The organism is Lysinibacillus sp. 2017 (genome assembly GCF_003073375.1).
Lineage (GTDB): Bacteria > Bacillota > Bacilli > Bacillales_A > Planococcaceae > Solibacillus.
Map to the genome: position 1 here is coordinate 3,502,445 of NZ_CP029002.1, position 23,686 is coordinate 3,526,130.

General features: G+C 36.5%; 22 protein-coding genes. 6 read left to right on the top strand and 16 right to left on the bottom strand.

Annotated features, from left to right (window positions below):
• Window positions 1-4 precede the first annotated feature (4 nt).
• From thrC to DCE79_RS17130, 3 genes are all read left to right on the top strand, one after another.
• Window positions 5-1,063: a threonine synthase gene (gene thrC / locus DCE79_RS17120; RefSeq protein WP_108714159.1), complete on the top strand. Its 1,059-nt coding sequence runs from the start codon at window positions 5-7 to the stop codon at window positions 1,061-1,063.
• The gene (gene thrB, locus DCE79_RS17125; protein WP_108714160.1) at window positions 1,060-1,959 is read left to right on the top strand and encodes a homoserine kinase; all 900 of its coding nucleotides are present in this window, start codon (window positions 1,060-1,062) and stop codon (window positions 1,957-1,959) included. Before thrC ends, thrB begins: the two co-directional genes overlap by 4 nt.
• Before the next feature lie 119 nt (window positions 1,960-2,078).
• Window positions 2,079-2,726 (top strand): NAD(P)-dependent oxidoreductase, encoded by a 648-nt coding sequence (locus DCE79_RS17130; protein WP_108714161.1) that lies wholly within the window; start codon window positions 2,079-2,081, stop codon window positions 2,724-2,726.
• 74 nt (window positions 2,727-2,800) lie between these two features.
• Here the strand turns inward: DCE79_RS17130 and DCE79_RS17135 are convergent, their stop codons facing one another.
• The 10 genes from DCE79_RS17135 to hflX all read right to left on the bottom strand — a co-directional run bounded on the left by DCE79_RS17135 (window position 2,801) and on the right by hflX (window position 13,444).
• A complete protein-coding gene (locus DCE79_RS17135) occupies window positions 2,801-3,412 on the bottom strand; it encodes a phosphatase PAP2 family protein (RefSeq protein WP_369916788.1) in 612 nt (203 codons plus the stop codon).
• Between the two features lie 90 nt (window positions 3,413-3,502).
• Entirely contained in the window at window positions 3,503-3,835 is a 333-nt protein-coding gene (locus DCE79_RS17140; protein WP_108714163.1) for an antibiotic biosynthesis monooxygenase family protein, read from the bottom strand.
• A gap of 131 nt (window positions 3,836-3,966) precedes the next feature.
• Window positions 3,967-5,016, bottom strand: a complete 1,050-nt coding sequence (locus DCE79_RS17145; RefSeq protein ID WP_108714164.1) for a siderophore ABC transporter substrate-binding protein — start codon at window positions 5,014-5,016, stop codon at window positions 3,967-3,969.
• 178 nt (window positions 5,017-5,194) lie between these two features.
• On the bottom strand, window positions 5,195-5,962 hold the full coding sequence (locus DCE79_RS17150; RefSeq protein WP_108714165.1) for an iron ABC transporter ATP-binding protein: 768 nt from the start codon (window positions 5,960-5,962) through the stop codon (window positions 5,195-5,197).
• Window positions 5,959-6,915 (bottom strand): iron chelate uptake ABC transporter family permease subunit, encoded by a 957-nt coding sequence (locus tag DCE79_RS17155; protein ID WP_108714166.1) that lies wholly within the window; start codon window positions 6,913-6,915, stop codon window positions 5,959-5,961. The genes DCE79_RS17150 and DCE79_RS17155 overlap by 4 nt, the downstream gene beginning before the upstream one ends.
• Complete coding sequence (locus tag DCE79_RS17160; RefSeq protein ID WP_108714167.1) at window positions 6,902-7,858, bottom strand: ABC transporter permease; 957 nt, start codon at window positions 7,856-7,858, stop codon at window positions 6,902-6,904. Before DCE79_RS17160 ends, DCE79_RS17155 begins: the two co-directional genes overlap by 14 nt.
• A 241-nt stretch (window positions 7,859-8,099) precedes the next feature.
• Window positions 8,100-9,209 carry an o-succinylbenzoate synthase gene (gene menC / locus DCE79_RS17165; RefSeq protein WP_108714168.1) on the bottom strand — a complete coding sequence of 370 codons (1,110 nt, stop codon included), beginning with the start codon at window positions 9,207-9,209 and terminating at the stop codon, window positions 8,100-8,102.
• 70 nt (window positions 9,210-9,279) lie between these two features.
• Window positions 9,280-10,158: a GNAT family N-acetyltransferase gene (locus tag DCE79_RS17170; RefSeq protein ID WP_234417287.1), complete on the bottom strand. Its 879-nt coding sequence runs from the start codon at window positions 10,156-10,158 to the stop codon at window positions 9,280-9,282.
• A 260-nt stretch (window positions 10,159-10,418) separates the two neighbouring features.
• Window positions 10,419-11,903 (bottom strand): peptide MFS transporter, encoded by a 1,485-nt coding sequence (locus DCE79_RS17175; protein WP_108714170.1) that lies wholly within the window; start codon window positions 11,901-11,903, stop codon window positions 10,419-10,421.
• A 254-nt stretch (window positions 11,904-12,157) separates the two neighbouring features.
• Window positions 12,158-13,444, bottom strand: coding sequence for a GTPase HflX (gene hflX, locus DCE79_RS17180; protein WP_108714171.1), 1,287 nt, complete (start codon window positions 13,442-13,444; stop codon window positions 12,158-12,160).
• A 143-nt stretch (window positions 13,445-13,587) separates the two neighbouring features.
• Here hflX and DCE79_RS17185 point away from each other — a divergent pair, with 143 nt between their 5' ends.
• The 3 genes from DCE79_RS17185 to DCE79_RS17195 all read left to right on the top strand — a co-directional run bounded on the left by DCE79_RS17185 (window position 13,588) and on the right by DCE79_RS17195 (window position 16,609).
• Window positions 13,588-14,751: a class I SAM-dependent methyltransferase gene (locus tag DCE79_RS17185; protein ID WP_108714172.1), complete on the top strand. Its 1,164-nt coding sequence runs from the start codon at window positions 13,588-13,590 to the stop codon at window positions 14,749-14,751.
• Window positions 14,752-14,952: 201 nt separating this feature from the next.
• Window positions 14,953-15,573 carry a DUF47 domain-containing protein gene (locus DCE79_RS17190; RefSeq protein WP_108714173.1) on the top strand — a complete coding sequence of 207 codons (621 nt, stop codon included), beginning with the start codon at window positions 14,953-14,955 and terminating at the stop codon, window positions 15,571-15,573.
• Window positions 15,574-15,592: 19 nt separating this feature from the next.
• Window positions 15,593-16,609, top strand: coding sequence for an inorganic phosphate transporter (locus DCE79_RS17195; protein ID WP_108714174.1), 1,017 nt, complete (start codon window positions 15,593-15,595; stop codon window positions 16,607-16,609).
• 110 nt (window positions 16,610-16,719) lie between these two features.
• Here the strand turns inward: DCE79_RS17195 and DCE79_RS17200 are convergent, their stop codons facing one another.
• From DCE79_RS17200 to DCE79_RS17225, 6 genes are all read right to left on the bottom strand, one after another.
• Complete coding sequence (locus tag DCE79_RS17200; RefSeq protein WP_108714175.1) at window positions 16,720-16,941, bottom strand: hypothetical protein; 222 nt, start codon at window positions 16,939-16,941, stop codon at window positions 16,720-16,722.
• Window positions 16,942-16,961: 20 nt separating this feature from the next.
• Window positions 16,962-17,426 (bottom strand): hypothetical protein, encoded by a 465-nt coding sequence (locus DCE79_RS17205; RefSeq protein ID WP_108714176.1) that lies wholly within the window; start codon window positions 17,424-17,426, stop codon window positions 16,962-16,964.
• A 98-nt stretch (window positions 17,427-17,524) separates the two neighbouring features.
• The gene (locus tag DCE79_RS17210) at window positions 17,525-18,604 is read right to left on the bottom strand and encodes an AI-2E family transporter (RefSeq protein ID WP_108714177.1); all 1,080 of its coding nucleotides are present in this window, start codon (window positions 18,602-18,604) and stop codon (window positions 17,525-17,527) included.
• 145 nt (window positions 18,605-18,749) lie between these two features.
• Window positions 18,750-20,447 (bottom strand): M3 family oligoendopeptidase, encoded by a 1,698-nt coding sequence (locus DCE79_RS17215; protein WP_108714178.1) that lies wholly within the window; start codon window positions 20,445-20,447, stop codon window positions 18,750-18,752.
• A gap of 121 nt (window positions 20,448-20,568) precedes the next feature.
• Window positions 20,569-22,308: a methyl-accepting chemotaxis protein gene (locus tag DCE79_RS17220; protein WP_108714179.1), complete on the bottom strand. Its 1,740-nt coding sequence runs from the start codon at window positions 22,306-22,308 to the stop codon at window positions 20,569-20,571.
• A gap of 164 nt (window positions 22,309-22,472) precedes the next feature.
• Entirely contained in the window at window positions 22,473-23,558 is a 1,086-nt protein-coding gene (locus tag DCE79_RS17225) for a methyl-accepting chemotaxis protein (protein ID WP_234417288.1), read from the bottom strand.
• Window positions 23,559-23,686 lie beyond the last annotated feature (128 nt).

Genomic DNA, 23,686 nt, shown 5'->3' on the forward strand with positions numbered 1-23,686 from the left:
GTCTATGTGGAAAGGTCTTATTGAAGAATATAAACACTACTTACCCGTTACAGAAAATACACCAGCGCTTTCATTAAATGAAGGGAACACGCCATTAATTCCTTTAGTAAACTTATCAAAAGAACTAGGGATTGAATTATACGGAAAAATTGAAGGAGCCAATCCAACAGGCTCATTTAAAGACCGTGGTATGGTTTTTGCCGTAGCAAAAGCAATTGAAGAAGGCTCTAAAGTCGTGATCTGTGCTTCTACAGGGAATACTTCAGCAGCTGCTGCAGCCTATGCCGCACGCGCAGGAATTGAGTCAATCGTCGTGATTCCTAAAGGAAAAGTAGCACTTGGTAAATTAGCTCAAGCTTGTATGTATGGAGCTAAAATTATTGAAATTAATGGCAACTTTGATGATGCTTTAAATATTGTTCGTAAAATTGGTGAAACAACACCAATCGCACTTGTTAACTCAGTAAACCCATACCGCATTGAAGGACAAAAAACAGCAGCTTTTGAAATTGTAGACCAACTTGGACAAGCACCAGATTATTTATGTATCCCTGTAGGCAATGCTGGGAATATTACAGCATATTGGAAAGGTTTTAAAGAATACAACGAGGCTAAACAAAGTGGATTGCCAAAAATGTATGGCTTTGAAGCAGAAGGCTCTGCTGCTATTGTGAAAGGCGAACCAATTGCTAACCCAGAAACAGTTGCAACAGCAATTCGTATCGGAAATCCTGCAAGTTGGAAATTTGCAGAAGCAGCTCGTGATGAATCAGGTGGCATCATTGACTCTGTAACTGATGAGGAAATTTTAGCCGCATACCAATTAATTGCAGGTAAAGAAGGTATTTTCGTTGAACCCGGCTCTGCTGCTTCTCTAGCTGGTGTCATTAAATCCGTAAAGGCTGGAAAGATTACTCCTGGAAGCCGTGTTGTTACAGTGTTTACTGGTAATGGCTTAAAGGATCCTGACACAGCGATGAATGTTTCAACGGTTGACCTTGTCTCGCTTCAAAATGATGAACAAGAAATTCGCCAATACATCGAGGGTGTTTTCAGTCTATGAGTACAAAATGGCAAATCAAAGTCCCTGGCAGTACGGCAAATTTAGGACCTGGATTTGACTCGATTGGGCTCGGACTATCACTTTACTTAACATTAGAAGTAACTTTGCAAGACACTTGGGAATTTGTACATCTCGGAGAAAATGTCCCTGCTGACACTACTGTAGAAACGCATTTGATTTATAAAATCGCGCAACAAGTTGCACAGCAGTTTAATGTGACATTACGTCCATGCAAAGTCAAAATGACAAGTGAATTACCACTTGCTCGTGGACTTGGCAGTAGCGCAGCAGCTATTGTCGCAGCCATTGAACTTGCCAATATTTTAGGTGATTTAAATTTATCAACACAAGATAAATTAAATCTTTCCTCTCAAATTGAAGGCCATCCAGATAATGCGACGGCTTCTGTATTGGGCGGATTAACGATTTCTTCAATGGATGAACAAGGTATTGTCGATACGTTACATATTCCAGAAGTAGATGCTTCATTTGTCGTATTCATACCAAATGTAGAATTAAAAACCGCCGAGTCACGTGGCGTATTACCTGAAAAGTTTGATCGTGGTTATGCGGTACGTGCCAGTGCCAATGCTAATATGCTCGCAGCGTCACTCATTGCCAAAGATTATGAACGCATCGGAAGATACATGGAAAGCGATCTATTTCATGAGCCGTTCCGCGCAACATTAATCCCTAACTATGAAGAAATTCATCATGCAGCAAAAAATGCAGGTGCATATGGTACCGCATTAAGTGGTGCAGGTCCCACTTTAATCTCGATTGTGCCAACCCATATTGCAGAACACTTCGTGATTGAAATGAATAGTCAATTTTCTGAACACAAGCTTGTGTTAACACAAGCAGATCCAACTGGTTCTAGGGTGACACAATATTAGTTTTCGCGAGTCCATTCTAATTAAAAGAAAGGACTCGCTTTTTTATTTTCTGGTAATAGGCATACTTTTCTCCGTTTTTGGGTATATTAATAGATCTACTGTTAGAAAGGGGTATGTATATGAAAATTGCAGTAATTGGAGCTGCTGGAAAAGCAGGAACACATATTTTACGAGAGGCGATTATGCGCAACATAGATGTAACAGCGATTGTTAAAAATAAAGCAACTGTCCAAGTTGAAAATGCGCCAATCATTGAAAGTGATTTATTTCATTTAACAAAAGAGCTAATTGAACCATTTGATATCATTATCAACGCCTTTGCCCCACTACCAGGGGAAGAAAATTTACACGTGTCAGCTGGAAGACATTTAATTTCACTATTGGAAGGCACTACAAAAAAACTATTTGTCGTAGGAAGCTCTGGCTGCCTTTATATCGACCGAGAGAAGACAAAACGACTGATGGATACAGAAGACTATCCAGAAGAACTAGTCGCTAACGCTAAGGCACAATTACAAAACTTAAATGATCTAGAAAATTCGTCGATTCATTGGATCTTTGTCCTTCCGTCGGCTGTGTTTGATTCAGATGGACCTCGTACTGGTCACTATGTAACTGGTGAGGAAAAGCTTTTAGTGAATTCACAATTTAATAGTTACATCAGTTATGCAGACTTTGCGGTAGCCATACTTGATGAAATTGAGAACAATGAACATCAAAATACAACCTTCACAGTTGCATCTGAAAATGTGACATCCGCATCATAAATATTTAAAAAGTGGCTGTGCCGAAAATGAAAATTTTCAGCACAGCCACTTTTTTATTTACTAAATCCCAAAAATCAGGAGTCCAATCGTTTTGATTTTCGTGATTCATACCAAATCACACATATAACAAACCACGTGTATCCGAGACTCCAACCTGCTAAAACATCCGTTGCAAAATGGCGACCTTCTGCAACTCTTGATAAGCCAATACAAATAAACAACACAATTGCGACAATCCAAGCAATCATCGCTTTCTTCTTATTTGCTGTCAGTTCAGAAAATAAATAAGCTAACGTCAGTAAGTAAAGGATACCCATTTGTGAATGCCCAGACGGGAAACTATATGACGATAATTGATCGACGATATCTGGTCTTGGTCGTTCAACATAATTTTTTATAAGCTGATTAATGGTTGTTCCTGCAGCTAATGTCATTAATACAAATAGCATTGCTCGATAATTACGCTTTCGAATCCATAAAAATAATACAAGGATTAATGCAACGAGTACAACAAAAACCGTTTCTCCTAAATAGTGAAATAAAATAATAAAGTCATTGCCCCGAAAAGCCGATGCAATGCGTTCATCAAACGCTTCAAAGCCTGGTGTTTTAAAATTAAATACAATGATTAAAAAAACAGCAAAAGTTATAATTGCTAATGGGTAAGCCCATTTTTTCACGTTCATTCCCACTTTCTAAATACATTATGATTATCTTAACATACCTTGCTTCAAACAAAAAAATCTACTTTGTTAAAAACAAAGTAGATACGTTTATTATTCTACAACTGAGTAGTTTCCATGTTCCATAGAAATAATATACTCTGGCTTCGGTGGTTTACCACCGTGTTCTTTAATCTTCGCTTTATGTCCTGCAATATGCTCTGGACTTGTTTCCCAAGCTTTCCAAGCTGCTTCAGATTCCCAACGAATGATCATAATCACTTCTTCTTCACCACGGCGAACATTTTTTACTAAAAGCTCACGCTCGATAAAACCTTCACGCTGCTCTAATTTAGATGGGCCTTGATCTGGCTTTTTACGGAAACGCTCAAGAACTTTGTCTGAATTACCTTCTGTTACTGTCCATTTACGAATTTGTACGAACATTGTTTACTCTCTCCTTTTATTAGAAAGTCACACGATACCTTAAATGGCACATGATGCTGTCCCAACTTATATATACCATGGCCTTAAAAAAGGCATGCCCCTAATTGAGACATGCCTCCATGTTATTCTAATTATTTTAATTCGTTTAAGATTTCATCTAATTTGTCAGCTTCAGTTGTAATACCGTTAGAAGAGAAGTACCAAGTCGTACCGTCTAAGTATACAATCTTACCTTCTTTATAAGCACGAGTTTGTTTGATGATATCATTTTCGATGTCAGCTTTGATTGTTTCTACGTCAGAAGCTGTACGGTCGATGATTAATAATACTTCTGGGTTTACAGAAAGGATTGACTCATAAGAGAAGTCAGAACCGTGTGATGATGATTTAATATCTGTAGTTGCTGGTACGAAACCAAAGTCGTTATATACGTATGCAAAACGAGATTCTGGGCCGTTATCGAAACCAGAGATTTTTTTGTCATTGTACATTGCTACTAATGCATTTTCATAGCCTTTAGCTTTTTCACTTACAGCATCAACTTTTGTTTGTAAGTTTGCTTTTAACTCTTCAGCCTTTTCTTCTTTACCAAAGATTTGAGCTGCTAAATCGACTGTTTCAAATACACCGTCAATGTAATTCTCGTTGTCAGAACCAATGAATACTACGTTTGGTGTGATTTCTTTTAACTCTTCATAGTATGAAGCTTGGCGACCTGAGATAAAGATTGCATCTGGTTGTGTAGCTGCTACTTTTTCAAAGTCGATTGATTTTAACGTACCAACATCTGCTACTGCATCCGTTAAGTATTTTTCTTTTAAGTGTTCTGGGAAGTTACCTTTACCACCATTTGCAGCGATACCAACGACACCTTCAACACCTAAAGCATCAAGAGTATCTAGGAAACCATAATCGAATACAACAATGTTTTTAGGCATTTCTTCAAAAGTTACATCACCAAAAGTAAGTGATTTACCGTCTTCAGTTTCACTACCTGGTGATAAAGAAGATACTGTCATTGGGAAGGCTGGTGTTTCTACTGCAGCTGCTTCTTTATTTTCTGTTGCTTGCTCTGTTGCTGCTTGATCGTTTGTACCTTCTGTTGAAGACTCTTCATCTGACCCACATGCTGCTAACATTAACGTCAATGCTGCTGCCGTTAAAAATTTCCACTTTTTCATTTTTTACTTTTCCTCCTAAAGTATATCACCATCGATAGTGATAATCGTTTTCATTTGACTAATGCTAGTCTAAAACAACTGTCTAATGTTGTCAATTATTTTATTGAAATCAATAGTCATTCTCAATTAAAATTAGAAAATGAATGCATAATCGAGAAAAATCATGCATTCATTTCAATTAGCTATGTGAGTTAAAGTAGACACAAATTCGGCAACCATCTTGTTCTTGAACTGGAATATGCATGTCGTATACATCTCGAAGCGCTTCTGAATTAATAATTTCGTGTGTCGGGCCATCTTTTATAAGGCGTCCGTCTTTTAGCGCTACAATACGATCTGAATAAACAGACGCAAAGTTAATATCATGTAACACGATAACAACCGTTTTGCCTAGCTCATCGACAAGTTTGCGTAAAATTTTCATAATTTGAACAGAATGCTTCATGTCTAGATTATTCAACGGCTCATCAAGTAAGATGTACTCCGTATCTTGTGCGATTACCATTGAAATAAAAGCACGTTGCTTTTGTCCACCTGATAATTCATCTAAAAACTTATCCTGCATGTCGCCAAGCGTCATATATTCAATTGCACGATCAATATGCTGTTCATCTTCTGCTGTTAGACGCCCCTTTGAATAAGGATAACGACCAAATGATACAAGTTCTCGCACGGTTAAACGTACATTTAAGTGATTAGATTGACGTAAAATCGCAACACGCTTCGCAAATTCATTGGACTTCATTTTTTTGACATCATTTTGATCTAATAACACTTCACCTGTATCTGCATCAAGTAAACGGCTTACCATTGATAATAATGTTGATTTACCTGCACCATTAGGACCGATAAATGATGTGATTGCTTTTGATTGGAGCGTTAACGTGACATCTTCAACAACTGGTTTTTTCCCAAAGCTTTTAGAAAGCCCTTTAATTTCAATCATTCTGCTTTCCTACTTTCCTTCAGTATTAGATAGATAAAGTACAGACCACCGATAAAGTTAATGATTACACTGAGTGTCGTACTTAAATGGAATACATGCAGCACTAAGAACTGCCCACCGACAAGTGCAATAATACTAATTAAACTCGCTCCCGCAATTAAAACGGAATGCTTATAGGTTGCAAAAAATTGGTAAGATAAATTGGCTACGATTAAACCTAAAAATGTAATCGGACCAACAAGTGCTGTTGATGTTGCAATTAAAACAGAAGATAAAATCAGTACTTTTAATACAATTTTATCGTAATTAACACCTAAGTTAATGGCGTTTTCACGACCTAAAGACATCACATCTAAGTCACGCAATAAGCGGTAACCATAAATAAAGCACGCAATTAAAATAACGACCGCCACGAGTAATAGCTCTGTTTTCACATTCATAAAGCTTGCAAATAAACGTGATTGTAAGCTTTCATATTCGACTGGATCAATAATAACTTGTAAGAACGTCACAAAGCTTCCGAGTAATGTACCGATAATCATCCCTGCTAGTAACAATAAGAAAATTGGATATTTATCTGCTCGGAATAAAAAGCGGTATAAAATCAGCGCGAATAATACCATCGCCGCAATCGATAATCCAAAGTTTAGATAACGACTGACAACAAAAACTGATGCCGAACCTGCAAAGAAGAAAATAATCGTTTGCACTACTTCATACATAGAATCTACACCCATCATAGAGGGTGTTAATAATCGGTTATGCGTAACGGTTTGGAATGTAATCGTCGCATAAGCAATGGCTGTGCCGGTAATAACCATGGCAGCAACGCGTTCTAAACGCTTCGGAAAGGCATAGCTAAACCCGCCTTGAATATTATAAAAAGAAAATAACAAAATACTAATAATCGCAATCACTGCTAAAACAATGAGCTTTGTACTATTTTTTCGCATATGCTTTCCCCCTAAATAACATAATTAAGAAGATGGCACTGCCGATTACCGCAACTGTTGTATTTACTGGAATTTCAAATGGATAAACAATCAGACGACTTAAAATATCACACATTAATAGGAAAGCTGCTCCTAAAAAAATCGTATGTGGAATCGTCTTGCGTAAATTGTCTCCTAAATATAACGAAACTAAGTTTGGGACGATTAATCCTAAGAACGGAATAACCCCGACTGTTAATACAACGGTTGTTGAAATAAGCGCGACAAGTACTAAGCCAAGATTTAAAACCGTACGATAACTTAATCCTAAGTTCTTAGCGAAATCTTCACCCATCCCTGCAACTGTAAACTTATTTGCATATAAATAAGCGAGGAAAATAGCAGGTACCGCAACGTAAAGTAATTCATAGCGTCCTGATACAACTAAGGTAAAGCTTCCTAAAAAGAAGGTCTCTACACTTTGCATTACATCCGCTTCATAAGCGATAAATGTTGAAATTGCACCAATAATATTTCCGTACATAATCCCAATAAGCGGTACGAAGATAACATCTTTAAATTTAATACTTTCAAGTAGGCGCATGAAGACCATCATACCAATAAGAGCAAAAACAAAACTAAAGATGATTTTCCCCATATAAGATATATTTGTAAAGAATACCATTGATACGATAATACCTAGCTTTGCGGCATCAAGTGTACCCGATGTTGTCGGCGATACGAACTTGTTACGACTTAAGCTTTGCATAATTAAACCAGAAATACCCATCCCTGCCCCAGCAAGTATGATCGCTATTAATCGCGGCACTCGACTCATTAAGAAAATTTGTGTTTTATCTGAATCCCAGTCTAATAAATCAGACGGCTTAATGTCGATTGCACCGATAAATAGTGATATAAAGGACAATACGATGGTTGCTACAACGAGCATCCAAAGTCTCATTTCATTTTCCCACTATTCTTTATATATTTTTTATTCTCAATGAAAATGAGAATCATTCTTTCATTTCATTATTATATAATCGGTAATAATGAAAATCAAACACCTATTAAAAATACATACATATTGGTACAAAATTCTGACGAAATAATGTATTTTCTGAAGTATTTCTTATTTATAATTTTATCTGTTATGAAATCACATATAAAAAAGTACAAATCAGTTTTTGATTTGTACTTTTTTATTATAAGCGATACGTTTTTTGTTGAACGCTATATTTTTCTAATGCTTTACGATTCACTTCGTAGCCTAAGCCGACTTTTTTAGGAACGTTAATATAGCCATCTTCGACCGTTACTTCTGGTGTAATTAAATCCTCATACCAATAACGCTCCGATGCAGCTGTATCTCCTGGCATTGTGAAATTTGCTAAGCTTGTCAGGGCCACATTTTGTGCACGACCAATACCGGCTTCTAACATACCACCACACCAAACTGCAATATTATGCTCAGCACAATAATCATGAATACGCTTTGCTTCACTAATGCCACCAACACGGGCAATTTTGATATTGATAACACCGCAACTCCCAAGCTGAATTGCTTTACGTGTGTCGTCTAATGATGTAATACTTTCATCCAAGCAAATGGGCGTTTGAATCGCTTTTTGCAGCGCCGCATGATCAATTAAATCATCATGTGCTAACGGTTGCTCGATCATCATTAAATTGAATTCATCTAGCTTTTTTAAAAGCTCCAAATCATGCAATGTGTAGGACGAATTGGCATCCGCCATTAATGGGACATACGGAAATGCCTTGCGAATGGTGCGTAACAATTCAATATCTTTCCCAGGCTTAATTTTTACTTTTATCCGCTTATAGCCTTGATCTAAAAAGCTTTGAATTGTGTGAATAAGCTGTTCATCAGTTGGCTGTAAACCGATACTAATCCCCACTTCGATTTTAGACCGTGTGCCACCAATGGCTTTCGCTAAGGATTGGTTCGTATGTTGTGCAAAAATACCCCATACCGCGCCTTCAATTGCTGCTTTTGCCATATTATTTCGGCGAATCGGTCGAAACAGCTCGTACACTTCATCTGGATGCTTTATTTCATGACCAAGTAATTTAGGAATCAAAAAATCTTCCAACATATGAAGAGTCGTTTTTAACGTTTCCTCTGTATAAGAAGGATCTTCAAAAGCAACGCCTTCTCCCCAACCAACTACACCTGTTTCATCCTTTGCTTCGATCACTAAAAAGCGTTTAGTTTGCATCGAGCCTAAACTCGTTGTAAACGGCGTTTTCATCCGCATCTCCACTTGATGAATTATAACTTCTACTAATTTCATTTGATTCAACTGCTCCTAATTTATCCCGCAATAACGGGCAGTATCTGTAGCGAAAGCAAAGCGACTCGCTTTAAAGTGCAAATAAAGAGCGTTTTACTAGTACATACTGACAAATCTGCTCATTTTCTTTCGATAAATGGATGATCTTATAGCCTTGTTCGAACATCGATTGCAATATATGACGCGTTTTATAGCGCCAATCTTCTGCTAGTGCAGGATTTTCGACTTTGATTTTTTGGAAATTTGTCGGAATAGGTAATGTATACGCATCGTTTAGCAATGCCTCATCACCTTGAAACCTTTTTTCTTCATCTAACATCGGCAACCCTACAGTATTTAATGACCACTTTACAACAGGCTTTGCTTCCTCGATTAACTCTTCTACTTTGGAATCCCATCGCAAATAATCGTTATCAACTAATTGCCACTCTACATATAGGCGATCGGTCGGTAAAGCACGATTAAATGGATCTTCCATTTCACCATAACAATTTGGAATATACGTATCACTGTAGCCGCGTAGCTTTGAAAAATTCAAAAACCCACTGCGTGCTTCTAGAGGATCAAATGTCCAACGACAATTACGGAATCCTCGTTCACTTGCAATATCTTTTAAGTAAATTTTCATAAGCTCCCCAACACCTTGCTCACGATAATTACGCTTAATACCTAACATATGTGAATATAAATATACTTTCTCGTCTTTAAAACCAGGGCAACTATAATTGAAGCCAATTAGTTCATCGTTCAAATAGGCCCCTAGTACGATTCCGCCATTACGAATAGTTCCAATCGTTTGATGAACTGGAATACTCCCTACTGCCCAAATATCAAGTTCTAGTTTTCTCGCCTCTTCTAATTGCTCAATCGTCGTTAATTCCTTTACCGTCACTAATTCTAACATAATTTTGCCATCCCCTATCGTTACTTTTTGTAATGCTAAGTTCACTACTTTTGTTAAAACATATTCATCTGTGATAAGTCATTCTATAAGGGATAACTTATTCAGACGATGTAACCCTGGGAATAGTCCGCATCCTCAAACTATGGGTGCTTTAATAAAAAGGACGTTTCGCCATATTAAGAAAGACTATTTAATTCCATTATATACCACTCGGAACATTTCAAGTAGTTAACTTTTATTATTCCTTTCTAGAAAAATAAAAAACCCCCTATTTATAGAAATTTCTATAAATAGGGGGAAATAACTTATTTAATGCCGCGCATTGCTTTTGAAATGATTGGTGAAATTAATAAAATAATCACACCTAAGACAATTGAAAAGCCGCCTAGCACACCGAAATACATAGTTTCAGAAACATGTTCATAAACACGAACTAATTGTGCGTTGATTGCTTGTGCTGCTGCAGAAGCTAAGAACCATAACGCCATTGTTTGACCAGCGAATGCTGCTGGTGCCAATTTTGTAGTAGCAGATAAACCAACTGGTGAAAGTAATAATTCACCGACAACTACTAAGAAGATCGAGAAAACAACCCATAATGGATTTACTAACGTATCTTCTGGAGTCAATACAATCGCAGCAATCATAATGATGAAGGAAATCCCTGAGAAGAATAATGCCATTGCAAATTTCTTCGGAGTAGATGGTCCACGATCGCCCAACTTCGTCCAAAGAACCGCGAATAACGGTGCCATTGCAATGATGAATAATGGGTTAAATGATTGGAACCATGCTGCTGGAATATCAAAACTACCTAATGTTAAGTTTGTACGTGTATCGATAAATGTTGCAAGAATTGTTGAAGATTGCTCAGCAATAGCCCAGAACATTACGGCACAAATAAATAACGGAATATATGCTAATAAACGAGATTTTTCATCTGCATTTGTTTTTGGACTACGATACATAAACGCAATAAATACTGTAGGAATTAAAATACCTAGTGCTGTAATTAATAGTGAGAAGTTTTCAACGTTTGCATTACCTGTCATATAAGCAATGACTCCTAAAATAACAACGATTAAACCACCCACAGTAAAGTTACGTACTGCTTTTTTCTTTTCAACAGCATTCATTGGATTTGTAGGTACTGAACCTGCTAAACCAAGATTTTTTTGTGATTTCCAGAATACTAGTAAACCAAGGAACATACCTACTGCTGCAACTGAGAAGCCTGCATGGAAGCCCCAGTTTTTTTGGAATAGACCAACAAGTAAAGGTGCGATGAAACTACCCATGTTGATACCCATATAGAAAATAGAGAACCCTGAATCACGACGAGGGTCACTTTCTGCGTATAAATCCCCGACAACTGATGATACGTTTGGTTTAAGTAAACCTGTACCAATAATGATGAAGAACATCGAAGCATAAAGTGCTGATACGCCTAATGGAAGTGCCAATAAAATATGACCCACCATAATTAAAATACCACCGTAGAACACGGCTTTTCTTGTACCAGTAATTCGGTCAGAAATCCAACCACCAATAATACCCGACATGTAAATTAACGATCCGTAAATTGACATGATAATGTTTGCTTGTGTACGATCTAAACCTAACCCACCATCTTTAAGTGCATAGTACATATAGAAGATGAGGATGGCACGCATACCATAATATGAAAATCGTTCCCAAAACTCTGTAAAGAATAAAGTAAATAGCCCTTTAGGTTGTCCTACAAAGCCTGTCTGGGGAACAGATTTCACGATTTCCTCTTTAGAATACATAGAAATTGCCTCCAATTAATAAATATTCTGACAATTAATTTCATAATGTCAGATGTCTGAATAATGTATTTTATACTTTAACGCACCAGTCCATTAAAATCAATGACTTTTCAAAATGTTATAATTTTGAGTATATTGTTTATTTTCTAACAATTTAAATAAAATATTATCATTCACATTTAAATTTAACAATAAAAAGAGTAGTCACGCAAGTTATACTTACATAACTACCCTAATCCATTTTACTCTAACAATTATTTTACTACGTAGTGTTCGTATTTTTTATAGTCCGCTTGCTTTACTTCTAATTTAAGAAGTGTTCCATCTTCCTCGTAGGATGTTGCCAAAATTGTTGCATATTCATTCAAATATGAGACAACCCCTCCTTGATCATATGGAATAATCATTTCGCATGTTTGATAATCCGAGAAAATATGGTTGCGGATCATTTTGACAAGTTCATCTAGCCCTGCATCCTCTTTAGCTGAAATCCAAATATTGTCCCCACTTACTAACGGATATTCCAAGTTTGCTAAATCCGATTTGTTATACACATAAATTGTTGGGATGTTTTCTACATCGATTGATTTTAATGTGTCGTTCGTTACATCCATCATAAAGCGGTATTCTTCATTAGAAACATCGACAACATGTAATAAAAGGTTCGCTTCTCGTGCTTCCTCTAATGTTGAGCGGAATGCTTTTACTAAATGGTGTGGCAGTTTACTAACAAATCCTACTGTATCTGTTAATAAAAATGATTTATTGTCTTCTAATTCGATATTACGTACAGACGTCTCAAGTGTAGCAAACAGCATATCTTTTTCAAATACTTGCTTAGCCTCGTCTTGCCCAATTTTAGCAAGTAGCTGATTCATTATCGTTGACTTACCAGCATTGGTATACCCGACAATTGATACAACTGGTACAGCATTTTTTCGACGTTGTTTACGTTGTGTTTCGCGCTGTTCCTTCACGCCTTCTAAATCTTTTTTGATTTTAGCGATTTGGTCTTCGATTTTACGACGATCTAATTCAAGTTTTGTTTCCCCAGCACCACGGTTTTTAAAGCCACCGCCTGTACCACCACCTTGACGTGATAAAGACGCATGAAGCCCAACTAGACGTGGTAGCATATATTGTAATTGAGCTAATTCTACTTGTAACTGTGCTTCTCGTGTTTTTGCACGGCGACTAAAAATATCTAAAATAAGCATCGTACGGTCGATTACTTTACACGCCAAATCTCGCTCTAAGTTACGAATTTGTGATGGCGATAATTCATCGTTGAAAATCACAATATTCGCATCTGTTTCTTCATAAAACGCTTTTATCTCTTCAATCTTACCTGTTCCAACATAGTGTGATGGTGTAACACGCTCTAAATTTTGCGTAACCTTACCCACGACATCTACATTTAATGCGTCCGCTAAATTTGCTAATTCTTCCATTGAATAGTCAAAGTGATCATCCTTTTGCAAATTTACGCCAACTAAAATACCTTTTTCAATTAAAACTTCAACATCTTTTATTGAATTCATGATATTGCCTCCCTACATATAAAACGTCTGTCAATTGCTAACATCGTAACATATAAAGCAAAAATCTGTACAATCGCTCGGAATAAGCACAGTATGATAAAATAAAGGGAATTTTTATTATTCAAAAAGAAAAGGCGGTATTTATGGAATTTGAACAGATGAAAGAGCAACTACTCGCTCTTTTTAATGATGGATCGTTAATTCAAGCGACAATTAGTCAGCCTCGTCAAAAATCAAACGACTTAAAGCGTGTAAAGCTAAAGCCAATTGAACTACGTGGTGACTATATGATTCAGCTTGAGTATCAATATGAACGCATTTTAAAACATAAGAACATCCCAGTAACGGAATTAAAAACACAACTCGATGAATTATTGGAGCAGTTCCGACAAGTTCATGCCGAATTTACGGAACAAAAAATTCAAATCCAACTATCGAAAAAAAACAAAGTGCTATGGAAAACAGAAAACAGTACTTCTACTAAGCAAGTTGAATTGTCTCACAATCGTAAAAAGCAATACTTACTTGATGAATCCCGTGTTCATCCTTTTTTAGTTCGACTGGGTGTGCAAGCAGAAGACGGTAAAATTAAAAAACAAAAATACGATAAATTTAAGCAAATAAATCGTTTTGTTGAATTTATCGATGATTCTTTAGCCTATTTACCAAAAGATAAGCAAATCCGTATTTTAGATTTTGGATCAGGGAAATCCTATTTAACATTTGCTCTTTATCATTACTTAAAAGTAGAGAAGGGTTTAAACATTCGTGTTACAGGCCTGGATTTAAAAAAAGAAGTTATTGAAGAGTGTAACCGCATCGCACAAGATTTACACTACGATGATTTAGAATTTCTTGTTGGTGATATTAATGATTACAATGAAGAAACTGCAGTCGATATGGTCGTGACACTTCATGCATGTGATGTAGCGACAGACATGGCGTTAGCTCGTGCGGTTAAATGGGGAGCCAAAGTTATTTTAAGTGTCCCTTGCTGCCAACATGAACTAAATCGCCAACTGCATGCACCTGCATTATCGATCATGACACAGCATGGTCTCATTAAAGAACGCTTTGCAGCTTTAGCAACCGACTCAATTCGTGCTGAACTTTTATCACTTGTAGGCTACGAAACGCAGTTACTTGAATTTATCGACATGGAAAATACGCCGAAAAATATTTTAATCCGTGCGTACTTCACAGGGAAAAAACCAACTGAAGAACAACGCGCGAAATATGTCGAATTTGTGCACTTTTTATCCGCTAAGCCTTTTTTAGAAAACGAATTGAAAGATTGTCTAGAGTAGCAGTTTTCATAGTACTTTACTCTCAATTCCACTTTTTATTTTCCAAAATTATCTGTCTAAACTAAAATTCCTTTTGTTACAGAATTGTAAAGATTGATACATGACAAGTAAATTTTATATAGATTCTTTTTAGATTTTGTTATGATTAGTGAGGTTAATTTTTAAAAATCAGTTTGATTATATAATTTCAGGAGGCTTTTCATGTTTAGTTCAAAGAAACAAGATCCATTTTTTGCAGCGCTTTTAAAAATTGCTGAAAACATGCAAGAAGCTGTTCATTACGCAAATGATTTCCGTATCGAAACAGTTGCCGATTTAAAGGAAATTAGCGTTCGTATGAAACAATACGAAACAGCTGGAGATAAATTAATTCATGAATTAATCGTCATGTTAAATAAATCATTTATGACACCAATTGAACGTGAAGATATTTTACAATTAGCAATTCGTATGGATGATGTGTTAGATGGTACAGAAGGCACAATTGCCCATTTTGAAATGTTCTCATTAACAGAAGTAGATGATTCAATGCGGAATTTCTTATTTTACGGTGCTAAATCATGTGACGAAATTGTTAAAGCAATGAAGCTTCTTAATAAAAAGGATCTTGTGGGTATGCGACAACATGCTATTTTAATAAAAGACTATGAACGTGAATGTGATGAAGTACTACGCTCATCAATTAAGCAATTATTCTTAAACGAAAAGGACCCAATTCGCTTAATTAAATTCAAAGATATCTACGAACAACTTGAAGAAATTGCGGACTACTGCCAAACAGTAGCTAATACAATTGAAACGATTATTATGCGTAACGCATAATATTGGGGAGCCCTACTAAATGAACACACTATTAATCATTACCGTATTAGTCGTTGCGAGCGCACTATTATTTGACTTCATTAATGGTTTTCACGATACGGCAAATGCGATAGCAACATCTGTTTCTACACGTGCATTACCACCTCGAGTAGCGGTTTTAATGGCTGCTAGTATGAACTTTCTTGGAGCAATTACATTCGTAGGCGTTGCAAAAGCGATTGCATCTGACATCGTCGATCCGTTTTCTCTATCGACTCCCGAAGCACCATTAATCGGTTCTGTCGTTATTTTATCAGCTTTAATTTCTGCGATTATTTGGAACTTAGCAACATGGTATTTCGGTATACCATCAAGTTCTTCGCATACATTGATTGGTTCACTAGCTGGTGCGGCAATTGTAGCTTCTGGCTTTGGCGTTTTAAACTACTCAGGTTTCACAAAAATCCTTATTGCTTTACTTGCTTCACCAATTATCGCCATCTGTGCAGGTTTCATCATGATGACGATCATGAAGCTGTTATTTAAAAATACAAACCTTTATAAAACAAATAAAGGCTTTCGCATTATGCAAATATTCACGGCTGCAATTCAATCATTTACGCACGGAACAAACGATGCGCAAAAAGCGATGGGTATTATTACAATGGCCTTAATTGCTGCAAATTGGCAATCATCCGATGATGTTCAAATGTGGGTACGATTTGCCTGTGCCCTTGCAATGGGTCTAGGTACATCAATTGGTGGTTATAAAATCATCAAAACTGTTGGTGGTAAAATTATGAAAATTCGTCCTGTAAATGGGGCTGCAGCTGACCTTGCTTCTGCATCCATTATTTTCGGGGCAACATTAATTCACTTACCTGTCTCTACAACACATGTTATCTCATCTTCAATCATGGGTGTTGGTGCAGCACAAAATGTAAGAGGCGTAAACTGGGGTATTGCTCGTAAAATGGTTACCACTTGGATTATTACAATCCCCATTTCAGCAGTGATGTCTGCAATAATTTATTTGATTTTAAATTTAATCTTTTAACCAAAAAAAATCTCCTTTGTAGAAACTACTATCTACAAAGGAGATTTTTTAATGAAGTTGTACAGTCAGTCGAATCCATGTTGAACAAGTTCAGAATCGATTCGATTTACTTAGCAAAAATGAAGCACTTGATCTGCATGATGCATGGCCGATTTTGAGTAGCTCGGCTGTTCATTCTCATCTTGCTTAATTTGCTTCCGTTCTTTCGGTTCCCATAACACATAAAAAGATTGAATTACAATGACGATTAAGATCGAGGCCGTAATGATCAGTCCCATAATAATCTTAACCATTTTCTTGCCAGACATTTCTTTCGATTGCTCTTGTGCCATACTCCATTTCCCTCACTCATCTATTTTGAAAGTCGGAAACCTTCTTCACGTAAATACGCTACAGCATCGTCACGTGTACCGAATGAATCCTCTAAATTTCCTTGGTGATAAATATTCCATGCACGCTTATTAAACTCCAGTTCTAACTTTGTCGTACCTTCACGTGACACCCAAGTTTCAATAACTGGTGAATCATCGATTTCCTCTGATAAATACTCAATAGAATCTTCAATGATTGTACGTAATGCTTTTTCATCATAATCATGAATATTCACTAGGCCTTTATCGCTTGCTTCTTTTTCGTATTTTAATAAATCGCCTACAAAAACAAAGCCGTTTCCATTCGGGTGAAGCTTTTCAACCACGATTGTTTTTTCATATAAGCTTGCTTCAAAGTGATAGTTAATACGCTTTAGTGAAATTTCCTTTTTTGTTAGCTGGGGATATGATTCTATAATTAATTGTTTTTGTTCAAATGTTAGCATTGTTTGCTCCTTTAATGTTTCATTCTTAAGTTCTAAGTATACCGTTTTCCCAGGAAATAAAAAAGGCGGAGCATACGCTTGTCCATATGCACCACAAATTAAACTTCTTTCGTTGCTGTTTCTTTAATACTTTCTCGTTCATGATATATGTTTTGAACAATGACTTTAATGACACAATACGTTGGAATTGCTATGATAATCCCGATAAACCCAGCGATATTACCCGCTGCAAGAACGAGCGAAATAACAGTAAGTGGGTGAATATCTAAAGATTTCCCCATAACATTTGGAGTAATTAAATTACTTTCCACTTGTTGTGCAACTAATGTTATCACACAAACCCAAATAACTGAAACTGGATCGTAAATTAAGGCTACTATAACTGCAGGTACTAGTGATACCCAAGGCCCAATAAATGGAACCATATTCATTAAGAAAGCGAATAAAGCTAATAATAATGAGTACTCAAGCCCAATAATTAAATAGCCAATATACATCATCACAGCTAGTAAAAAGCTAATAAGCACTTGTCCTTGTACGTAACTTCTTAACACATTATTAATATCTTCTAATGTTTTCTTTACCCACGTACGACGCTCCCCTTTAAACAAATCATAAATTTGAGGTGCAAACTTTTCATGGTCCTTCAACATAAATATAAAGAAAAATGGTACTAATATTAATGTAAATGTCACAGAAACTGCTCCACTAACAAACGAAACAAGCCATTTACTACTTGTAACTGCAATATCTTGAATAGAATTTGTAATGGACTCTACAAACTCATCGACTTGAGGTGGTAAATTATCACGGTTTTCAAGTACATAATTGAATGTGTCTTCTATATCCTGTGCAATTGTAGGAGCGCTATCAACGAGATTGTTCACTTGGTTCGCTATTGGCGATCCAACCAATATTAGAAAACCTGTTACAGCAGCAACAAGTAATAAAAAGATTGACGCTAAACTTCCCCATCGAGGCAAACCTCGTTTTTCCAACAACCGTTGAAGCGGTTCCGTAATATAATAAAGAACGCCACCAAGTAATAGTGGTATTAGGATGGTTTTGAAAATGATAATAATTGGATTAAAAATTGCACGAATCTCTATAAAATATTTTACACTTAATAAAGTAATTAATACGCCAATACCCACTTGAAACCAAAGCTTTTTTGTCATCTATTCACTTCCTCACTTAATTTATATTTTCTTTTATAAATTGCTATAAAGCTATACGTTATAGCATGCCATAAAGTGTAAAAAAATACAAAAGAAAAAAAGAGACTGTTTTGTAATGTAACATTACAAAACAATCCCGGTTTAATTATAGGTTTTTATCGTCAACTGAATTTAAATACGCTTCAATTGAACCAATAACAGACTCTACACATCCGTCTTTAAATGGTGAGACTAAGCCAGCTTCTTCAACTAACTTTGTAAATGAATAAGAGCCACCTAAGCGACATAAGTGAATATAGTCTTTCCACGCAGCATCAAAATCTTCGCGTGAACGTTTCCAGAATTGGAACGCACAAATTTGTGCTAATGTGTAATCAATATAATAGAATGGACTATTATAAATATGCGCTTGACGTTGCCAAACTGCACCTGATGCTAAATATTCATGACCATCATAATCGCGGTGTGGTAAATACTTCGCTTCAATTTCTTTCCATGCAGCATTACGTTCAGCTGGTGTCATTTCAGGGTTTTCATACACAACATGTTGGAACTCATCAACCGCTACACCATATGGTAAGAATAATAGGCCGCTGCTTAAATGCGAGAATTTATACTTTTCTGTTTGATCTTTAAAGAATAGCTCCATCCATGGCCAAGTGAAAAATTCCATACTCATTGAGTGAATTTCACATGACTCATATGTTGGCCATAAATATTCTGGAATACCAATATCACGACTAGAATATACTTGGAAAGCATGACCTGCTTCATGTGTTAAAACATCGATATCTCCTGATGTTCCGTTAAAGTTTGAGAAAATGTATGGTGAATTATAGTCTTCGATAAACGTACAATAACCGCCACTTTCTTTGCCTTTTTTCGCAACTAAATCCATTAAATCGTGTTCAATCATGAAATTGAAGAACTCTCCTGTTTCTTTTGAAAGCTCTTCATACATTTTCTTCCCGTTTGCTACGATCCACTCAGGATCACCTTGAGGAACAGCATTTCCTGTTAAGAATGATAAGCCTTCATCGTAAAACTTGAATTCTTCGACACCGATTCGCTCTGCTTGGCGCTCATATAATTTAGTCGCCATTGGGACGATAAACTCGCGTACTTGTTCACGGAAGTTAGCCACCATTTCCGCATTATAATCCACGCGGTTCATGTTCACATAGCCAAGCTCCACATAGTTTTTGAAGCCTAATTTTGTTGCAATTTGATGACGTAGTTTTACTAATTTATCATAAATCGTATCAAATTGTTCTTTGTTCGCAGCAAAGAAATTTGCACTTGTCTCACGTGCTTGTTTACGAATCGCACGGTCAGTTGATTCACTATATGGACCAAGCTGAGCAAGTGTTAATGTTTTGCCGTCAAATTCAATTTGTGCTGAAGCTACAAGTTTGCTGTACTCAGATGAAAGTTTATTTTCTTGTTGCATCAGTTCAATAACATCTGGTGAGAAGCCTTTTAATAAGTTTTCAGCTAGTGCAAATAATTGTGTACCCCATTTTTGCTCTAGTTGCGGACGGAATGGTGATTTTACTAGCTCTGTGTAATAGTTAAATACTAATTCATCAGCAACAGGGCTCACTTCGTCGAAATAGTCACGCTCTGCTTGGTAAAATTCATCGTTTGTATCAATTGATGCACGAATATACACAAGATTTGCCATCGTTGAAAATGTATTACGCTGTGCATTTAGTTTTTCAATAACTGCACTTTGTTCTTCTACTGTTTGTGCAGCTTTAAATTGTTCTAAAAGCTCTACAGATTCTTTTTTCATTTGCTCTAAATCTGGACGTTTATATTCAAAGTCTTTAAAAGTCGTCATGATTACACCTCATCTTAAATAATTCGAAAACCGAAGCTTTCTCTTTTTATTATTCATGATTTATACTTAAATTGCAAATATTATCAGAATATTTCCTCTGCAAAAATGTAAATTACCCTTATTAAATCGTAAAGCGTTTAATGGCTTGCTGTAAGTCAATGATTTCATCAGTTAAATCCGTCGATGCGTGGGTAACGACCGCCATTGCAGTTTGTTGTTCCTCAATAGAAGCGGTCATTTCTTCTGCCATTGCTGCATTTTCTTCACTGACACGAGAGATTCTTTCTATAGAATCGATAATAACTGTTTTTGATGTGTTTAATTCAACAATTGTTGCCGAAACATCTTCGATTGAATCGCTAATTAATTGCACCGCATTTTCGATTTCTTTAAATGAATGTTCCGTTTGTACAACTGCATCATTTTGCTCCATCACTATTTTCGATGTTTTCATCATTTCGGTTGTTACTAAGTTTGTTTCAAATTCAATGCCTCGTAATGTTGTTTGCACTAAATCCGTTGCACTCGTTGTTTGATCTGCTAATTTTCGTACTTCATCTGCTACAACAGCAAAGCCTTTGCCATGCTCCCCTGCGCGCGCTGCTTCAATTGATGCATTCAGAGCCAGTAAATTCGTCTGATCTGAAATCGCGGTAATCGTCCCAACAATTCCTTCAATTTCTTTTACTTTTGACGTCAATGAAGTACATACCGTCTGCATTTGTTCAATAAGCGTAATCGATTCACTTGAATGTCCTCTTAACACTAGTAAATTACGTAAGCCTTCTGCATTGGAGTGTTGCATTGTGTCGGAAGAGCTTAGCATCGCTCTATTTTTTTCATGTAAACGTTCAATTTTCTTCGCAAACTCAACCACTGAACGATTTGTCGTATCTGTATCTGCTGCTTGCATGGAAGCACCTTCCGCAACTGCACTGACTGATTTTACTATATCATCGCCATAAGCATTTGTTTCTTCCGTAACTGCAGTTAAATTTGACGACGTCTGTTGAATACCGACAATTGATTGTTCGACTTCTGTAATTAATGCTTTTAATTGTATGCACATTTCATTAAACCCACCATTTAAAGTACCAATTTCATCTTTCCTTTTCATCAGCTCTAACTCAAGGGTTAAGTCTCCTTTTGAAACTTGACGAACTTTTTGTGCTAGTTGATGTAATGGACGTGCTAAATGACGCGAGAAGAGTATCGTTGCAATTGTTGCTAATAAAAGTGAGCCAACAACCGTTGCGATGATAACTATTAGTAATGATGTTGCAGGTGCATTAAAATCTTGTAGATAACTACCCGATGCTACAATCCAATTCCAATTTGGATCCACGACTGAATAGATTAATTTCATCGCTTCTTCCGTTTTTCCAGGTAATGCGAATTCATAGTAGGTAAAGCCGCCACCAGCTTCTGCCTTGTCTTTTACTTCGCGAATATAATAGTTTCCTGAACGATCTTGGGACTCCCAAAGACTATCGCCCTCTCTTGATGGATGTCCCAGTAACGTCCCATCATGACCTAAAATATAAATGTAACCGTTTTCACCTAAATCACTTGGATTTGTTAGTGCACGCTTACCCTCGCTATTTTTTTCGCCTATTAAAATAGTCTTAACCGCTTCTTGCGCCTGTTCTAATGATAGTTCCCCTGATTTTACACGCTCATTTGTAGCCTCGATTAATTGAATTGAAGACTCTACACTGTTTTTAATAATGGTTTCGCCTAGCTGATCCATCCCGTTCTTCGCTTGGAAATAACTCGCCGTTCCAATAATTAAACTTGGAATCAAAAACAACATAAATGAAAAAACAAACAATTTCCCTCTAATCGTATTTAAAACTTTCATATTTCCTCCTGTAGAAATCTGATTCTATTCAATTTACTTATAATAGCTAAAATATGTACGTTTTTTCTATTTAGAAACATAAATTAACAATATTATAACCTACCGATATACTACATACTATAAAAAAAATCACACTATCGAAAGATCGATAATGTGATTTTTTATTAAATATTAAATTTAGCCATTTCGGTTACAACTTGTTTTAATTCGTCGATAGCTTGTGTTTGCTCATCTGAAGATTTTGCTAAATGGTTTGCACGATCGGATGTTTCATTAACCAAACCACTCATTTCTTCTGTCGATGCCAAAATTTCTTCAGCCCCAGCAGACATTTGCTCCACAACGGCCGAATCGTCCTGAATCCGATTATTTACTTCATGAACCGATTTTAAAATCTGATGTAATTGCTGTCCAATTTCACCAACTGCCTTTGTGCCATCTTTTACGTCAATAGTCGTCGTGTTCATCTCAACTAACACACGCTCTGTAATTTGTGAAAATCTTTGAAGATGTGTAGAAATTTCATCTGCTGATTGGCGTGACATTTCGGCTAATTTACGAACCTCATCTGCTACAACTGCAAATCCTTTTCCAGCTTCACCGGCTCGCGCTGCCTCAATTGCTGCGTTTAAAGCTAATAAATTCGTTTGATCTGCAATGCTTGTAATGACAACAACCATCTCTTTAATCGATTGAAAATTCTCGCCCATATCGCCGACAAGTTTCGAAGTATGATCAACAGCCTTTTCAACATTTTGAATTTGTACGACAACGCGCTCTGAATTTTGTGAACCCTCTTCCACTAAGTTCGTCATTTCCGTTGAAATTTCTGCAATTTCACTAAAGGTGTCTGCTAATTTTTGAATACCTACAGCCATTTCGCCCATTGCTGTCGTTACTTCATTGTTACTAGACTGCTGCATCTGACCACTTTGAGAAATCGTTGTGATATTGTCTAAATAGGCAATTGTTTCACCTGAACTGGATTTAATTGGAACGATTTCCATTACAAATTCCCCGTAGTCACTACTTAATACATCTGTCGCAAAGCTGCCATCATTCACAACTTTTTCTATATGCTCATATTTTGTTGATCCTGATACTTCCCCTAAAACCGCTGCTCCGTCTTTTTCATCTACTGGCATACCATCTACTAAAAATTCAATGTCCCCATTTTTCTCTGGGACAAAGTACGTGTATGCATATAAAACACCATTATATTCACGTAACGTATTTAACTCTTCTCGCAATTTCCAATATGTATCATTCTCACTCGGATTTTTTACTAACTCTTCGTACTTTTCAACATCGATAAAAAAGCCCAGGATTCATAAAAATCCTAGGCTTCATACAATTCAATTTTATCAATCAATGAGTA

Excerpts from the sequence above, each read along its gene's own strand:
- thrC (WP_108714159.1), top strand. The coding sequence starts at position 5 with ATGTGGAAAGGTCTTATTGAAGAATATAAACACTACTTACCCGTTACA.
- thrB (WP_108714160.1), top strand. The coding sequence starts at position 1,060 with ATGAGTACAAAATGGCAAATCAAAGTCCCTGGCAGTACGGCAAATTTA.
- DCE79_RS17130 (WP_108714161.1), top strand. The coding sequence starts at position 2,079 with ATGAAAATTGCAGTAATTGGAGCTGCTGGAAAAGCAGGAACACATATT.
- DCE79_RS17135 (WP_369916788.1), bottom strand. The coding sequence starts at position 3,412 with ATGAACGTGAAAAAATGGGCTTACCCATTAGCAATTATAACTTTTGCT.
- DCE79_RS17140 (WP_108714163.1), bottom strand. The coding sequence starts at position 3,835 with ATGTTCGTACAAATTCGTAAATGGACAGTAACAGAAGGTAATTCAGAC.
- DCE79_RS17145 (WP_108714164.1), bottom strand. The coding sequence starts at position 5,016 with ATGAAAAAGTGGAAATTTTTAACGGCAGCAGCATTGACGTTAATGTTA.
- DCE79_RS17150 (WP_108714165.1), bottom strand. The coding sequence starts at position 5,962 with ATGATTGAAATTAAAGGGCTTTCTAAAAGCTTTGGGAAAAAACCAGTT.
- DCE79_RS17155 (WP_108714166.1), bottom strand. The coding sequence starts at position 6,915 with ATGCGAAAAAATAGTACAAAGCTCATTGTTTTAGCAGTGATTGCGATT.
- DCE79_RS17160 (WP_108714167.1), bottom strand. The coding sequence starts at position 7,858 with ATGAGACTTTGGATGCTCGTTGTAGCAACCATCGTATTGTCCTTTATA.
- menC (WP_108714168.1), bottom strand. The coding sequence starts at position 9,209 with ATGAAATTAGTAGAAGTTATAATTCATCAAGTGGAGATGCGGATGAAA.
- DCE79_RS17175 (WP_108714170.1), bottom strand. The coding sequence starts at position 11,903 with ATGTATTCTAAAGAGGAAATCGTGAAATCTGTTCCCCAGACAGGCTTT.
- hflX (WP_108714171.1), bottom strand. The coding sequence starts at position 13,444 with ATGAATTCAATAAAAGATGTTGAAGTTTTAATTGAAAAAGGTATTTTA.
- DCE79_RS17185 (WP_108714172.1), top strand. The coding sequence starts at position 13,588 with ATGGAATTTGAACAGATGAAAGAGCAACTACTCGCTCTTTTTAATGAT.
- DCE79_RS17190 (WP_108714173.1), top strand. The coding sequence starts at position 14,953 with ATGTTTAGTTCAAAGAAACAAGATCCATTTTTTGCAGCGCTTTTAAAA.
- DCE79_RS17195 (WP_108714174.1), top strand. The coding sequence starts at position 15,593 with ATGAACACACTATTAATCATTACCGTATTAGTCGTTGCGAGCGCACTA.
- DCE79_RS17200 (WP_108714175.1), bottom strand. The coding sequence starts at position 16,941 with ATGGCACAAGAGCAATCGAAAGAAATGTCTGGCAAGAAAATGGTTAAG.
- DCE79_RS17205 (WP_108714176.1), bottom strand. The coding sequence starts at position 17,426 with ATGCTAACATTTGAACAAAAACAATTAATTATAGAATCATATCCCCAG.
- DCE79_RS17210 (WP_108714177.1), bottom strand. The coding sequence starts at position 18,604 with ATGACAAAAAAGCTTTGGTTTCAAGTGGGTATTGGCGTATTAATTACT.
- DCE79_RS17215 (WP_108714178.1), bottom strand. The coding sequence starts at position 20,447 with ATGACGACTTTTAAAGACTTTGAATATAAACGTCCAGATTTAGAGCAA.
- DCE79_RS17220 (WP_108714179.1), bottom strand. The coding sequence starts at position 22,308 with ATGAAAGTTTTAAATACGATTAGAGGGAAATTGTTTGTTTTTTCATTT.